We start from the raw sequence: 14,350 nt of genomic DNA on the forward strand, positions 1-14,350 counted from the left end.
TTGACATTGCCGAACAATTGGCTTGATATTTGTCAACCGCAACACCCCCGGTGAGATATGCCCGAATCCTACTACCCTGAATTGCGCCGGCTGGACCTTTTCGCACGCATGGAGGATGCGCGTTTCGACGATCTCATGCGCGCTTCCTATGTCCAGAATTTTCCGCCGCAGGTTGAACTCATCACCGAGGGCGATCCCAGTGACTTTCTGCATGTGGTCCTGAGCGGGTCGGTCGAGCTGTTTTCGCGCTGGAACGGGCGCGAGACCAGCATACAGGTGGTCTGCCCCGTGACCACCTTCATCCTGGCCGCGACGATCAAGCTGGCGCCCTACCTGATGTCGGCCCGCACGCTGGAGAAGAGCCGTATCGTGCTTCTGCCGAGCCAGGATGTGCGCCGGGTCTTCGCGGAGGACGCCGAATTCGCCCGCGCCATCGTTACGGAACTGGCCCAATGCTACCGTGTCATGGTCAAATCGCAGAAAGACCTGAAGCTGCGCACCTCGCTCGAACGGCTTGCGAACTACCTGCTGCGCCAGCAGATCCGCGCAGACGGCGCCGCGGTCTTCGAGCTGACCCTTGAGAAACGCCGGCTCGCCTCGTTTCTGGGCATGACGCCGGAGAATCTGAGCCGGGCCTTCAAGGGGCTGCAGCCCTACGGTGTCGAGGTCGACGGCAACCGGATATCCATCCACAATCGTGTGGACCTGGAAGGCTTCGCAAAGCCCAACCCGCTCATTGACGATTACACGACGTAACGGGCAGCCACCTGCCCACGGCAAGCGTGGACATGGGACGGGCGCGATGCTTAACTGATGCCAGCGGCGGGAGGGAGCTGTGACGCGCGACATTCCAACCAGCATCGACGAGACCATCGCATTGTTGCAGGGGCAGGATTACGTCTGCGGCCGCGATCTCGGCACTGTCGCCTTTCTCGCGCTCAAGCTCGGCAAGCCGCTGTTTCTCGAAGGCGAAGCAGGCGTGGGCAAGACCGAGATTGCCAAGGCGCTCGCCACGGCGCTCGGGCGGCGGCTGATCCGGCTGCAATGCTATGAGGGGCTCGATGCCTCCAGCGCCATCTACGAGTGGAACTTTTCGGCCCAGATGATCGCCATCCGCACCGCCGAGGCCACCCATATGGCCGACCGCGACGCGCTGCAGGACGAGCTTTTCACCGGCGATTTCCTGATCAAACGGCCCTTGTTGCAGGCGCTGGAGCCGCATCCCGAAGGGCCGCCGGTGCTGCTGATCGACGAGGTCGACCGGACCGATGAGCCGTTCGAGGCCTTCCTGCTGGAAGCGCTGAGCGATTTTCAGGTGACGATCCCGGAAATCGGCACGATCCGGGCGGAGGAGCCGCCGATCGTCATCCTCACCTCGAACCGCACCCGCGAGGTGCATGACGCGCTGAAGCGGCGCTGCCTCTACCATTGGGTCGACTACCCGGATTTCGAGACTGAAGTGGCGATCCTGCGCGCCCGCATTCCCGATTGCGCCGAAGCGCTCTCGCGCGAGGTGGTGGCCTTCGTCAGCCGGCTGCGTGGCGAAGATCTGTTCAAGAAGCCCGGCGTGGCCGAGGCGATTGACTGGGCGCAATGCCTGATCGCGCTCGACGTGCTCTCGCTCGATGCCGAACTGGTCAGCAACACGCTGGGCGCGCTGCTCAAGTATCAGGATGATATCGCCCGGATCGCCGGGTCGGAGGCGGCGCGCATTCTTGAGGAGGCACGCCTTGGCCTCGCCGCGGAGTGACCCCACGCCGGGGCGGCTGGCCGAGAACGTGACGCATTTCGTCCATGCCCTGCGCCGCGCCGGGGTGAAGGTGGGTAGTTCGCAACTGCACACGGCGCTGGAGGCGGTGCAGGCCGCCGGCTTCACCCGGCGCGACGATTTCTACTGGGTGCTGCGCGCAACCCTGATCACCCGGCCCGAGCAGTTCGAGACCTTTCACCAGGTCTTCCGCATGTTCTGGCGCACGCCCGATTACATCGAGAAGATGATGGAGATCATGCTGCCCGTCTTGCAGACGCTGGCGCCCGACCGGGGGCTGCCCAAGGCGGCGGAACGGCGCGCGCGTGAGGCGCTGGAGGAGAGCGACGGCGCCGGCGAGCCGCCCGCCGAGCGGCAGGAGCGGCAGGAGCTGGAGATGGATGCGCGGCTAAGCTGGTCGCAGGCCGAGGTGATCCGGGCCAAGGATTTCGAGCAGATGTCGGCCGAGGAAATCGCCCGCGCCAGCACCGCGATCCGGAGCCTCGCGCTGCCCGCCCCGCCGCTCAGAACGCGCCGCATGGTGGCCGCTGCGCACGGCGCGCGGCCCGATATGCGCGCGATGCTGCGCCGCTCGCTGCGCCGTGGCGGCGAGGTCGACCGGCTGATGCATCACCGCCCCGGCACACGCCCGCCCGGCCTTGTGGTGTTGTGCGACGTATCGGGGTCGATGTCGGTCTATAGCCGGATGATGATGCATTTCCTCCACGCGCTGACATGGACGCCCAATTCAGGCTGGGGGCGGGTGCACGCCTTCACCTTCGGTACACGGCTGACCAACATCACCCGCGCGCTCGCGCACAAGGATGTGGACGAAGCGCTTGAGGCGCTGGGCCGCGAGGTGTCGGACTGGGAGGGCGGCACGCGGATCGGCGAGGCGCTGCACAGCTTCAACCGCGACTGGTCGCGCCGGGTGCTGGGGCAGGGGGCGGTGGTGATGCTGATCACCGACGGGCTGGAGCGCGGCGATCCCGACCAGCTTGGGCGCGAGGCCGAGCGCCTGGCGCTTTCCTGCCGCCGGCTGATCTGGCTGAACCCGCTGTTGCGCTGGGAGGCGTTCGAGCCGAAGGCGGGCGGCATCCGGGCGCTCTTGCCGCATGTCGACAGCTTTCATGCCTGCCATTCGCTCGACAGCATCGCCGATCTGACCCGCGCCCTCGCCACGGGCGGGGGAATGCGGCCGGCGCGCTAGGCGCGTGTTGCATCGAATCGGATAGCCGCGTTTTATCGTCTCATGTGCTGATTTGTCGCGATGGAGGGAGGCCGCGTGGACATCACGGGCGAATACAGGATCGCGGCGCCGCGCGTGACGGTCTGGGAGGCTCTCAACGACGAGAACGTGCTCAAGGCATGTTTGCCCGGCTGCGAAGAGATCGCCCGCACCTCGCAGACCACACTGACCGCCAAGCTGGTGCAGAAGATCGGGCCGGTGAAGGCCAAGTTTGACAGTGCGATCGAGCTGTCCGACATCGTGCCGCCGGAAAGTTACAGGATTCAGGGCGAGGGGCAGGGCGGCGTGGCCGGCTTCGCCAAGGGCGCCGCGAATGTGACGCTGGAGGAGGACGGCGACGAGACGATCCTGCGCTATAGCGCGCATGCCCAGGTCGGCGGCAAGCTGGCCCGGCTCGGCAGCCGGCTGATCGACGCCACCGCCAAGAAGGTGGCGGGCCAGTTCTTCGACAATTTCCACAGCTATCTGCACCCTCAGGAGGGTGCCGCACCGCCGGAGGGCTGATCGCACCGGCGGCGGTGTCAATGAACGCGGGCGACAGACCCGCTCACAGGGAGGAATGTTATGACCGAAGTAACCATGACGGTGAACGGCAGGAAGGTCCGGCGCGATGTGCCGGACGAGACCTTGCTGTCGGAATTCCTGCGCGAGAGCCTGCGCCTCACCGGCACCCATGTCGGCTGCGACACCACGCAATGCGGCGCCTGCGTCGTGCATGTGAACGGCGCGGCGGTGAAATCCTGCTCGGCGCTCGCGGTGGCGCTCGACGGCGCCGAGGTCACCACCATCGAGGGGCTGGCGCCGAATGGCGAGCTGCACCCGATGCAGAAGGCGTTCAACGACAATCACGGGCTGCAATGCGGCTTCTGCACGCCGGGCATGATCATGACCAGCGTCGATATGGTCGAAAAGGCCAAGGCAGCGGGCAAGACGCTGACCGAGGCGGAAATCCGTCACGGGCTCGAAGGCAATATCTGCCGCTGCACCGGCTATCATAACATCGTCAAGGCCGTGGCTCAGGCCGCGCAAGAGATGTGAGCGGGAGGAGGATGACATGAACGTAGGAATCGGAGCCCGCGTCAAACGCAAGGAAGACAAGCGCTTCATCACCGGCAAGGGCAAGTATACCGACGATGTGCGGGTGGAAAATCAGGCCTATGCGGCCTTTGTCCGCTCGCCGCACGCCCATGCGAAGGTGAAGGGCATCGACAAGTCGGCGGCGCTGGCGATGGAGGGCGTGATCGACGTGCTCGATGGCGGCCAGCTGACCGGCGACGGTATCGGCAACATCATCTGCGGCTGGGCCGTCACCTCGAAGGACGGCAGCCCGATGAATATGGGGCCGTGGTCGGCGCTGGCCACCGACCGGGTGCGCTATGTCGGCGACGCGGTGGCGGTGGTCATCGCCGAGAGCCAGGCGCTCGCCCGCATCGCCGCCGAGGCGGTGGAGGTGGAGTACGAGGTGCTGCCCGCCGTCGCCTCCGCCGCGAAGGCGCTGGCCGCAGGCGCGCCGCAGGTTCACGACAACGCCCCCGGCAACCTGATCTTCGACTGGGAGATCGGCGATGCGGCGGCGACCGACGCGGCGCTGGCGGGTGCCGCCCATGTGACCGAGATCAGCCTGACCAACAATCGCCTCAGCCCGAACCCGATGGAACCGCGCTCGGCGGTGGCGATCTACGATGCGGCGGAGGAGCATTACACCCTCTATACCACCAGCCAGAACCCGCATGTGGCCCGGCTGGTGCTGAGCGCCTTCTACAACGTCGCGCCCGAGCACAAGTTGCGGGTGATCGCGCCGGATGTGGGCGGCGGCTTCGGCTCGAAGATCTACATCTATCCCGAGGAGATCACCTGCCTTTGGGCCTCGATGAAAACCGGCCATTCGGTGAAATGGACGGGCGACCGCGCCGAGGCGTTCATGACCGACGCCCACGGGCGCGATCACGTCTCGACCGCGCGGATCGGCTTCGATGCGAACAACCGGATCACCGGCTTCAAGGTCGACACGATTGCCAATTTCGGCGCCTATATGTCGCTGTTTTCTTCGGCGGTGCCGACCTACCTTTACGCCACGCTGCTCTCGGGCCAGTACGACATCGCCAATATTCACGCCAATGTGCGCGCGGTCTACACCAACACCGTGCCGGTCGATGCCTATCGCGGCGCCGGGCGGCCCGAGGCGTGCTACCTCGTCGAGCGGATCATGGAAACGGCGGCCCGCGAGCTGGGGGTGGACCCGGCGGAGCTGCGCCGGATCAACTTCATCCGCGCCTTTCCGCACCAGACGCCGGTGATCATGAATTACGATATCGGCGATTTCGAAGCCAATCTCGATCAGGCGATGGCGGCTGCCGATGTGGCGGGCTTTGCCGCCCGCAAGGCCGAAGCGGCGGGGCGCGGCAAGCTGCGGGGGCTTGGCTACAGCTCCTATATCGAAGCCTGCGGCATCGCCCCATCGGCGGCGGTGGGCTCGCTCGGCGCGGGTGTTGGCCTGTGGGAGAGCGCCGAGGTCCGGGTGAACCCGGTGGGCACCATCGAGATTCTCACCGGCTCGCATTCACACGGCCAGGGCCATGAGACGACCTTTGCCCAGATCGTCGCCGAACGCTTCGGCCTGCCGATCGAGAACGTTGCCATCGTGCATGGCGACACCGACAAGGTCCAATTCGGCATGGGCACCTACGGGTCGCGCTCCGGCGCGGTCGGCATGTCGGCCATCGTCAAGGCGATGGACAAGGTCGAGGCCAAGGTGAAGAAGATCGCCGCCCATGTGCTGGAAGCCAGCGAAGACGATATCGTCATCGAGGGCGGCGAGGTGAAGGTGGCGGGCACCGACAAGGCGATGGGCTGGCACGAGGTCGGTCTGGCCGCCTATACCGCCCACAACCTGCCGCCCGAAATGGAGCCGGGGCTGAAGGAAAGCGCCTTCTACGATCCGGCCAACTTCACCTTCCCGGCAGGCACCTATATCTGCGAAGTCGAGGTCGATCCCGAGACGGGCACGGTCGAGATCGTGCAATTCACCGCCTCGGACGATTTCGGCACGATCATCAACCCGATGATCGTCGAGGGGCAGGTGCATGGCGGCATCGCCCAGGGGGTCGGTCAGGCACTGCTCGAACAGGTGGTCTATGACGACGACGCGCAGCTCATCACCGGCAGCTTCATGGACTACGCCATGCCGCGCGCCGACGATCTGCCGTCCTACAACGTCAACCATGCAAGCACGATCTGCCCCAACAACCCGCTGGGGATGAAGGGCTGCGGCGAGGCCGGGGCCATCGGCTCGCCGCCCGCCGTGATCAACGCGATCACCGACGCCATCGGCAACAACAATCTCGCCATGCCCGCGACGCCGCTCGCCGTGTGGAAAGCTATCCAGGCGGCCGGATAAGGGAGGACCAGCCATGTATCCGCTGAAATACCACAAGCCGGCCGCACTGGCCGATGCCATCGCTGCCCTCGGTGCGGGCGAAGAAGCCAAGGTGCTCGCCGGCGGGCAGACCCTGCTTGCGACGATGAAACAGCACCTCGCGGCCCCCACCGATCTTGTCGACATTCGTGGGCTGTCGCTCTCGGGGATCAGTGCTGCGGGCGGAGACGTTACCGTCGGGGCCACCACCACCCATGCGGAGGTGGCGGCGAGCGGCGAGGTGCATCCCGCCGTTGCCGTGCTGGCCGCCGGGATCGGCGATCCGCTGGTGCGCAACATGGGCACGATTGGTGGCTCCATCGCCAATAACGACCCGGCGGCGGATTATCCGGCGGCGGTGCTCGGCATGGGCGCCACCGTGGTGACCAATACTCGTGAGATCGCGGCAGACGACTACTTCGGGGGTCTGTTCACCACCGCGCTGGAGGAGGGGGAGATCATCACAGCCGTGCGGTTCCCCAATGTCGAGCGCGCGGGTTACGCCAAGTTCAAACAGCCCGCCTCACGCTTCTGCCTCGTCGGTGTCTTCGTCGCCAAAACGGCGGATGGCGCGCGGGTGGCGGTGACCGGTGCGGGCGAGGACGGGGTGTTCCGCCACGAGGGGCTGGAAGCCGCGCTTTCGGCCAACTGGTCGCCCGAAGCGGTGGAGGCGGTCACGGTCTCGCCGGATGGCCTCATGTCCGACATTCACGGCGATGCCGAATACCGCGCCAATCTGATCAAGGTCATGGCCCGGCGCGCGGTCGCCGTGAGCTGAGCGCCTGAGAGACACACCGCGCCCGCATCACCGGTGCGGGCGCGGTATGCTTGCGCCACCCGGCCGACGCGGTGCGCCGGTTGTCGACGCGCGATAGAAAGGGGAGAACATGACCAGCCACATCCGGCTTGAGATCACGCCCGCGGCGGCGATGGGGTTGGTGCAGGGCGCCCTCGACCACGCCCGCGCAAATGGCTGGGAGGTGGCGGTGGCGGTCGTCGATCCTTACGGCTACCTCGTCGCCTTTGGCCGGAGCGACAATGCCTCGCCGCCGGTGGGCGAGTTTGCCATCGACAAAGCCTACACCGCCGGCACCTTGCGACGATCGTCCAAATCCTTCGGTGAGCGTATGGCCTCCAGCCCGAGGCTCAGCCTTGGCCTGGGCAGCCGGCCACGCCTCATGGCCTGGGGCGGCGGCGTTGCGGTGGTTGAGGGCGAGACCTGTATCGGCGGGCTCGGCGTGTCGGGCGCGCAGGAGCACGAGGATATTGCCTGCGCTGAGGCGGCGCTGCGCGCCTTGGGGCTGGGCGCCGGTTAGCGTCGGGGCGGGATCACAGCTCGACGCAGACCAGCCGCAGGATCGTTTCGATGTTGAAGCGCAGCCGTTCGTCGAGCGCGTCGGCGGCCATCAGATCGCGCTGAAACACGATTGAGCCGGTGAACCGGTTGGTGAGGTAGTAATACCCGATGGCGGCAATGGTGATGTTGAGCTGAACCGGGTCGATGCCGGGGCGAAAGGCGCCTTCGGCGGTGCCGCGCTCAAGCAGCCGGGCGACCATGTCGACAAAACGGCGGCTGACCTTCTCGATCATCTGCGACTTCTTCAGGTGCCGCGCCTTGTGCAGGTTCTCGCTGTTCACCAGCGTGATGAATTCGGGGTTCTTGAGGTAGTAAGTCCAGGTGAACCGCACCAGCTTTTCCAGCGCCTCGCGCGGCGGGATGTTGTTGAGTTCGAGTTTCTGCTCGGCGGTCCTGATATCTATATAGGCCTCTTCGAGCACGATCTGGAACAGATCTTCCTTGTTGCCGAAGTAGTGGTAGATCATCCGCTTGTTGGCTTTCGCCCGGTCGGCGATGACGTCGACCCGCGCGCCGGCAAGCCCGTTCTTGGCGAATTCCTTTTTCGCGGCGGCCAGAATGCGTGCCTTGGTTGCCTCGGCATCGCGCTGTTTTGCTGGTTTGTCCAAAATCCGGCCTCACTTGGTTATCGTCACTGTGCCCGCGGAGTTCTAGCCGATTGGCAGGGGCGTGGTCAAAATCAGAGTTTTGCCGGCTCATCGCGCCAGCCTCACGACGAATACTGCCATAGGGCTTGACGATTCGGCAAACAAGGAAGTAACTAGTTAGTGCGTTAGTCTGCGGAGGTGCAGACTTGCTTCAACAAGAATGCGCCGATTTGCCGGGGGGCGAGTGCCCTGCGCGAATATCGACCCGGCACCTTGAAACGGGAGGACCTACATGTCGTTTATCAAGAAGCATATTGAACAGGAGAAGCTGAACCGGCGGAATTTTCTGTTCGCATCCGCCGCCGGTCTGGGCAGTTTTGCTGCGGCCGGGATGTTCGGACCCGGCATGGCCCGCGCGGCAATCACCGATCCGACGATTGCCTGGAGCTACCGCAACCGCACCAACCCGTACTGGAATGAAATCGTATCGGGCGGCGAGGCCTTCGTGCAGAGCCTCGGCATGTCGAAGGACGCGCTGACCCACCTGATCAACGAAGGCTCTTCGGAGAAAGCGCTTGCCGATGTGAAGGCGCTTCTGGCGCGCACCAACGGCCAGCTCGCGCTCGCCATCGACACCAACGATGCGCCGAACTGCCGCCCCGTGGTCGAGGCCGTGGCCGAGGCGGGCGGCTATGTCTCGACGATCTGGAACAAGACCGACGATCTGCACCCGTGGGACTTTGGCGACAACTATGTCAGCCACATGACCTGGTCGGACGAAAAGCCCGCCGAGGAAACCGCGCGCATCCTGCTCGAAGCGATGGGCGGCAAGGGCGGGGTGGTCCATCTGGGCGGCATCGCGTCGAACAACCCGGCCATCGAGCGCCTGCAGGGCCTCAGGAACGCGCTTGTGGATTATCCCGATGTCGAGCTTCTGGCCGCCGAGCCGGCCGACTGGGACACCCAGAAGGCCAATCAGGTCATGTCGGGTTTCCTCACCCGCTTCGGCGACGAGATCACGGGCGTGCATTGTGCCAACGATACCATCGCCTATGGTGTGATCGAGGCGCTGCGGGCCGAGGGCATCGAGGATATGCCGATCGTGTCCTATGACGGCAACCCGCAGGCTGTGCAACTGGTGGCCGAGCGCAAGATCCTCGCGACGGTGTTCACCAACCCGCACTGGGGTGGGGGCATCACCGCGTCGCTGGCCTATCACGCCGCGACGGGTGCGTTCAAACCCTCCGAGGAGCCGAACGAGCACCGCGAGTTCTACGGGCCGACGATCATGGTCACGCCCGAAGATGCGGCCGAGTTCAAAGCCAGCTACCTCGACAGCGTGCCGAGCTATGACTGGGCCGATTTCTGGGGGCCGACCAACGGCCAGATCCAGTATAAGTAATGGATAACAAAGTGCGCGGCTGCCAAGGTGGCCGCGCACCCGTCTGACAATTCCGCCATTCAAGCCTGGGAGGAGCGTGTGAACGGTATCCTGAAACGGGAGGCCCTCGTGAAGTGGGCCCCGCTGATCGTTCTGCTGGTCCTGATCCTGTTGTTCACCGTGCTGGAGCCGCGCTTCTTTTCGGTGCGCAACCTCGCACGGATCGCAATCTCGTCGACCCCGGCCCTGATGGTCGCTCTGGGGGTGACCTTCATCATCATCATGGGCTCAATCGACCTGTCGATGGAGGGAACGGTCTCGGTAACCGCCGTGGTCTTCGCCTTCGCCTTTCTGGCCTTGGGCGGTACGGTTCTGAGCTGGGCCTGGCTGGCGCTACCGCTGGCTATTCTGGTTGGTGCCGTCGTCGGTTTCATCAACGGGCTCGTGCACGTCAAGCTCAGGATCCCCTCGTTCATGGCATCGCTCGCGATGGGGTTTGTCGGCACCGGGTTTGCCCTGCTGCTCACCGGCGGCGATCGCATCCGGGTGGAAGACGAGGTGTTTCGCGGCCTGCTGACGGAGCGGTGGCTGGGCTTTCCCGTCATGGTCTATGTGGCGGCCTTGTTCCTGCTCATCGGCTGGTTCATCCAGGCCAAGACGACGCTTGGCCGCAACTTCTATGCGGTCGGCGGCGGCGAGGAGCTTGCTCATGCCTCGGGGCTGAACGTCAACCGTGTGCGCATCCTGGGCTTTACCCTTGCCGGCATGTTCTACGCCGTCGGCGCGCTGATGGCGGTGGGGCGGATCGGCATCGCCGAAACCGCGACGGGCAACAACTTCATGTTCATGTCGATCACCTCGGTGGTTGTCGGCGGCACCGCGCTCTGGGGCGGGATCGGCGGGGTCTGGAACACGCTGGTGGGGGTGCTGATCGTCAATGTGATCGGCAACGGCATGGTGGTGATCGGGCTGCCCGGCTACGTCCAGGACGCCGTGCTCGGCCTTCTGGTGATCGTCGCGGTGGTGCTGTCGACCGACCGCAAATCCATCAGCTTCGTGAAATAGGGGCGGGTCATGTACAAGCTGAACAAGGTCGACAAGAAATTCCCCGGCGTCCACGCGCTGAAGGCGGTAGATTTCACCATTGGCCGGGGCGAGATCGTGGGGCTGGTCGGCGAGAACGGTGCCGGCAAGTCTACCCTGATGAAAGTGATCTACGGTGCCTACCAGCCGGATGGCGGCACCATCACCATCGACGGCACCGCCGTGCGGTTCGCCAACCCGCGCCAGGCGATGGCGCATGGCATCGGCATGGTGTTCCAGGAGCAATCGCTGATCACCAACCTCACGGTGATGGAAAACATCTTTCTCGGCTTCGAGAAGCAATTCGTGAAATTCGGGGTGATCGACTGGAAGGCGATGGCCGAGGCGGCGCGGCGCCAGCTCGCCAAGGTCAAACTCGATATCGACCCCGCGACGGTCACCTCCAACCTATCCTTCGCGCAGCGCCAGCTTGTCGAGCTTGCCAAGGTGCTCACGCTGGAAGAGCGGATCGACGGCGATCTGGTGATCCTGCTCGATGAACCCACCAGCGTGCTTGCGCGCGAAGAGGTGGAGCTTTTGTTCAGGCTGGTGCGTGAACTGACCAGCCGGGCGTCGTTCATCTTCGTCAGTCACCGGATGGACGAGGTGCTGGAACTGTCGGACCGGATCTACGTGATGAAGGACGGCGCCGTTGTCGACGTGGTAACCCACGACGAGGCGAATATCGACAAGATCCAGCACAAGATGGTCGGGCGCGACGTCGACAAGGAATATTACCGCGAGCAATTGCAGAAGCCCTATGATGCCGAACGGGTTCTCGTCGGGTTCGACAAGGTCTCGGTGCCCGGCAAATACAGCGACGTGAGCTTCGATCTTCACCCCGGCGAGGTGCTTTGCCTCGTCGGCACCGAAGGATCGGGCCGCGAATGCATCCTGCGCACGATCTTCGGGCTGGAAAAGCCGAGCGCCGGCACGGTCCGGATGAAGGGTGGCGTGCAGACGACCTTCAAGGCGCGCCGCGCGGTCGAAAATGGCGTTGGCTACGTGCCGCGCGAGCGCAAGGTCGAGGGCATCGTCGGCGGCATGAACGTTTACGAAAACATGACGCTCAGCCAGATGAAGAACTACGCCTCCGGCGGCATCCTGCGGATCCGCGAGGAGAAAGAGCTGGCGCGCAAATGGGTCGACCGGCTCGCGATCAAGACACCCTCGGTGTTCAAGGATTGCGGCGGGCTCTCGGGCGGCAACCAGCAGAAGGTGGTGCTGGCCAAGTGGCGCTCGGGCGGGTCCGACATCATCCTGCTCGATCACCCGACCCGCGGCCTCGACATCGGCGCCAAGGAAGACGTCTACGACATGATCCGCGAGATGTGCGACGCGGGCGCCGGCATCATTCTCGTGGCGGACACGCTGGAAGAGGCGATTGGCCTCAGCCACACGATCCTCGTTCTCAAGGATGGCGAAGTGCAGAAAAGCTTCCGCGGCGAGCCGGGGAACAAGCCCTCGCTGTTCGACCTTGTCCACTACATGACCTGAGGCAGAGACATGAGCCTAGACCGCATCAAACCGCATCTGCCCTGGATCACGCTCCTTGTGCTCGTGGCCATTGTCGGGGGTGCCGACAGCAACTTTCTCAAGCCCCATAACCTGATTTCGATGGTGGCGGACATCATGCCGCTCTTCATCATGGCGCTGGGCATGACCTTTGCGATCTATATCGGCGGGATCGACCTTTCGGCGCAATCCGTCGCCAATATGACCACGGTTATCGCGACGGTGGCGCTGCCGACGCTCGGGATTTCCGCCGCAGTCGTCTGCGTCGTTGCCGGGCTGGCCTTCGGCATGGTGTCGGGGTTCATCACCACGCGGCTGTTGGTGCCGTCCTTCGTTTCGACGCTGGCGGTGGGCGGCGTGGCCTATTCGCTGGCGCAATACCTCTCCGGCCAGCGTGCGCTCTATATGGATGCGACGCTGCGCGACGGCTCGTTCGGCTGGATGGTGGGCAAGAGCTTCGGGATCCCGCATGAGATTTTCGTCGGCGGCGTCCTGTTGCTGGCGATGCTGTTCCTGCAGACCCGCACAACCTTCGGCCGGGCGCTGAAGGCGGTGGGCGCGGGCGAGCTTGCCGCCGTCGCCTCGGGCCTCAACGTGACGCGGATCAAGGTCATGGCCTTCGCCCTGTCGGGGATGCTGGCCGCCATTGCCGGGCTGTTGTTCTCGGTCAAGCTGTCCGGCGGTTCGCCGACGCTCGCCAACGGCTTTCTGCTGCCCGCAATCGTCGCGGTGCTGGTAGGTGGCACGCCTCTGACCGGCGGTGTTGGCGGCGTCGTCAACACGCTGATCGGCACGCTCATCGTCGCGGTCATCCGCTCGTCGATGCTGTATTTCGAGATCGACGCGACGATGCAGCAGATGGTGTTCGGCATCATCCTGATCGCGGCCATCGCGATGACCATCGATCGGTCGAAACTGAGGATCGTGAAATAGGATCGCGTCAATGGCCAATATGATGAAAGCGGCGGTCCTCGTCGAGCCGGGCCGGTTTGAGATCGAAGAGCGCCCGGTGCCCGAACCTGGCCGGGGCGAGGTGCTCATCCGGATCTCGCGGGTCGGAATCTGCGGCACCGATATCCACATCTTCAGGGGCCACTACGCTGCCGGGAACCTGCCGATGGTGCCGGGCCACGAATTTACCGGAACCATCGCCGCGCTCGGGCCGGATGTGAGCGGCCTCGATCTCGGCGCCAGCGTGGTGGTCGACATGAATATCGGCTGCGGAACCTGCTACTGGTGCCGGCGCAACGAGGTTCTGAACTGCCCCGATATGCAACAGATGGGGATCACGATGGACGGGGCCTTCGCCGAATACATGGCGGTGCCCGCCCGCCTTGTCATCCCCGCGCCCGCCGATGTGCCGGGCGAGGTGCTGGCCCTGACCGAGCCGCTGGCCTGTGTGGTGCGCGCGGCGCGCAAGGCGCGGATCACCTTTGGTCAGTCGGTCGTGGTGCTCGGGGCCGGGCCGATCGGCAATCTGCATGTACAGCTTCTGCGCACCATCGGGGCGGCTCCGATTATCGTCTTCGACATATCCCGCGACCGGGTCGATATGGCGCTGGAGGCGGGCGCGGATTATGGCGCCACCGGGATGGAGGAGCTTGGCGGGATCGTGCACCGGGCGACGGGCGGGCGCGGCGCCGATGTGGTGATCGAAAGCGTTGGTCTGCCTGCGCTCTACGAGGCGGCGGCGGGGCTGATGCGCAAGGGCGGGCATCTCGCCGCCTTTGGCCTCACCGGGCCCGATGCGACCCTTCCCGTCAATATCCTCGATACAATCCTGCAGGAAAACTCGATCAAAGGGTCGGTCGCGGGGATGGGCGAGGATATGCATGACGCGCTGACGCTGCTTGTGCATGGCCGCATCCGCACCGAGCGTTTTACCGGCGCGGCCTACGGTCTGACTGATATCCAGGCCGCGTTCGACACCCTGCCCAACCGCCCGCGCGACCTCAAGACGCAGATCGTCATCGGTTGACATCGCAGCGGATATGTAACCAAATAGTTACCAATGCC

14 protein-coding genes are annotated in these 14,350 nt (G+C 64.6%); 13 read left to right on the plus strand and 1 reads right to left on the minus strand.

Features of this window, described 5'->3' with window-relative positions:
* Positions 1-57: 57 nt before the first annotated feature.
* From QMG28_RS19450 to QMG28_RS19485, 8 genes are all read left to right on the plus strand, one after another.
* Positions 58-756, plus strand: a complete 699-nt coding sequence (locus QMG28_RS19450) for a cyclic nucleotide-binding domain-containing protein (protein WP_281843902.1) — start codon at positions 58-60, stop codon at positions 754-756.
* A gap of 79 nt (positions 757-835) precedes the next feature.
* Complete coding sequence (locus tag QMG28_RS19455) at positions 836-1,750, plus strand: AAA family ATPase (RefSeq protein ID WP_281843903.1); 915 nt, start codon at positions 836-838, stop codon at positions 1,748-1,750.
* The gene (locus QMG28_RS19460; RefSeq protein WP_281843904.1) at positions 1,731-2,957 is read left to right on the plus strand and encodes a vWA domain-containing protein; all 1,227 of its coding nucleotides are present in this window, start codon (positions 1,731-1,733) and stop codon (positions 2,955-2,957) included. The genes QMG28_RS19455 and QMG28_RS19460 overlap by 20 nt, the downstream gene beginning before the upstream one ends.
* Before the next feature lie 75 nt (positions 2,958-3,032).
* Positions 3,033-3,500, plus strand: coding sequence for an SRPBCC family protein (locus QMG28_RS19465; protein ID WP_281843905.1), 468 nt, complete (start codon positions 3,033-3,035; stop codon positions 3,498-3,500).
* A 60-nt stretch (positions 3,501-3,560) separates the two neighbouring features.
* Positions 3,561-4,034 (plus strand): (2Fe-2S)-binding protein, encoded by a 474-nt coding sequence (locus QMG28_RS19470; RefSeq protein ID WP_281843906.1) that lies wholly within the window; start codon positions 3,561-3,563, stop codon positions 4,032-4,034.
* 16 nt (positions 4,035-4,050) lie between these two features.
* Positions 4,051-6,393: a xanthine dehydrogenase family protein molybdopterin-binding subunit gene (locus QMG28_RS19475; protein ID WP_281843907.1), complete on the plus strand. Its 2,343-nt coding sequence runs from the start codon at positions 4,051-4,053 to the stop codon at positions 6,391-6,393.
* Positions 6,394-6,406: 13 nt separating this feature from the next.
* Positions 6,407-7,189, plus strand: coding sequence for an FAD binding domain-containing protein (locus tag QMG28_RS19480; protein WP_281843908.1), 783 nt, complete (start codon positions 6,407-6,409; stop codon positions 7,187-7,189).
* Between the two features lie 109 nt (positions 7,190-7,298).
* Positions 7,299-7,727, plus strand: a complete 429-nt coding sequence (locus QMG28_RS19485; RefSeq protein ID WP_281843909.1) for a GlcG/HbpS family heme-binding protein — start codon at positions 7,299-7,301, stop codon at positions 7,725-7,727.
* A gap of 13 nt (positions 7,728-7,740) precedes the next feature.
* Here the strand turns inward: QMG28_RS19485 and QMG28_RS19490 are convergent, their stop codons facing one another.
* Positions 7,741-8,376 (minus strand): TetR/AcrR family transcriptional regulator, encoded by a 636-nt coding sequence (locus QMG28_RS19490; RefSeq protein WP_281843910.1) that lies wholly within the window; start codon positions 8,374-8,376, stop codon positions 7,741-7,743.
* 271 nt (positions 8,377-8,647) lie between these two features.
* Between QMG28_RS19490 and QMG28_RS19495 the strand changes: the two genes are divergently transcribed.
* The 5 genes from QMG28_RS19495 (at position 8,648) to QMG28_RS19515 (ending at position 14,312) form a co-directional block, all read left to right on the plus strand.
* Positions 8,648-9,757: a sugar ABC transporter substrate-binding protein gene (locus tag QMG28_RS19495; protein WP_281843911.1), complete on the plus strand. Its 1,110-nt coding sequence runs from the start codon at positions 8,648-8,650 to the stop codon at positions 9,755-9,757.
* A 108-nt stretch (positions 9,758-9,865) separates the two neighbouring features.
* Positions 9,866-10,801 (plus strand): ABC transporter permease, encoded by a 936-nt coding sequence (locus QMG28_RS19500; protein ID WP_281843912.1) that lies wholly within the window; start codon positions 9,866-9,868, stop codon positions 10,799-10,801.
* A 9-nt stretch (positions 10,802-10,810) separates the two neighbouring features.
* Complete coding sequence (locus QMG28_RS19505) at positions 10,811-12,316, plus strand: sugar ABC transporter ATP-binding protein (protein ID WP_281843913.1); 1,506 nt, start codon at positions 10,811-10,813, stop codon at positions 12,314-12,316.
* A gap of 9 nt (positions 12,317-12,325) precedes the next feature.
* A complete protein-coding gene (locus tag QMG28_RS19510) occupies positions 12,326-13,267 on the plus strand; it encodes an ABC transporter permease (protein ID WP_281843914.1) in 942 nt (313 codons plus the stop codon).
* 10 nt (positions 13,268-13,277) lie between these two features.
* A complete protein-coding gene (locus QMG28_RS19515) occupies positions 13,278-14,312 on the plus strand; it encodes a zinc-dependent alcohol dehydrogenase (RefSeq protein WP_281843915.1) in 1,035 nt (344 codons plus the stop codon).
* Positions 14,313-14,350: the final 38 nt, after the last annotated feature.

The sequence above is a fragment of the Sinisalibacter aestuarii genome (assembly GCF_027923545.1).
GTDB lineage: Bacteria > Pseudomonadota > Alphaproteobacteria > Rhodobacterales > Rhodobacteraceae > Sinisalibacter > Sinisalibacter aestuarii.

What these genes read in the sequence shown, in the direction of transcription:
- QMG28_RS19450 (WP_281843902.1), top strand. Translation starts at nt 58, where the DNA reads ATGCCCGAATCCTACTACCCTGAATTGCGCCGGCTGGACCTTTTCGCA.
- QMG28_RS19470 (WP_281843906.1), top strand. Translation starts at nt 3,561, where the DNA reads ATGACCGAAGTAACCATGACGGTGAACGGCAGGAAGGTCCGGCGCGAT.
- QMG28_RS19475 (WP_281843907.1), top strand. Translation starts at nt 4,051, where the DNA reads ATGAACGTAGGAATCGGAGCCCGCGTCAAACGCAAGGAAGACAAGCGC.
- QMG28_RS19480 (WP_281843908.1), top strand. Translation starts at nt 6,407, where the DNA reads ATGTATCCGCTGAAATACCACAAGCCGGCCGCACTGGCCGATGCCATC.
- QMG28_RS19485 (WP_281843909.1), top strand. Translation starts at nt 7,299, where the DNA reads ATGACCAGCCACATCCGGCTTGAGATCACGCCCGCGGCGGCGATGGGG.
- QMG28_RS19495 (WP_281843911.1), top strand. Translation starts at nt 8,648, where the DNA reads ATGTCGTTTATCAAGAAGCATATTGAACAGGAGAAGCTGAACCGGCGG.
- QMG28_RS19505 (WP_281843913.1), top strand. Translation starts at nt 10,811, where the DNA reads ATGTACAAGCTGAACAAGGTCGACAAGAAATTCCCCGGCGTCCACGCG.
- QMG28_RS19510 (WP_281843914.1), top strand. Translation starts at nt 12,326, where the DNA reads ATGAGCCTAGACCGCATCAAACCGCATCTGCCCTGGATCACGCTCCTT.
- QMG28_RS19515 (WP_281843915.1), top strand. Translation starts at nt 13,278, where the DNA reads ATGGCCAATATGATGAAAGCGGCGGTCCTCGTCGAGCCGGGCCGGTTT.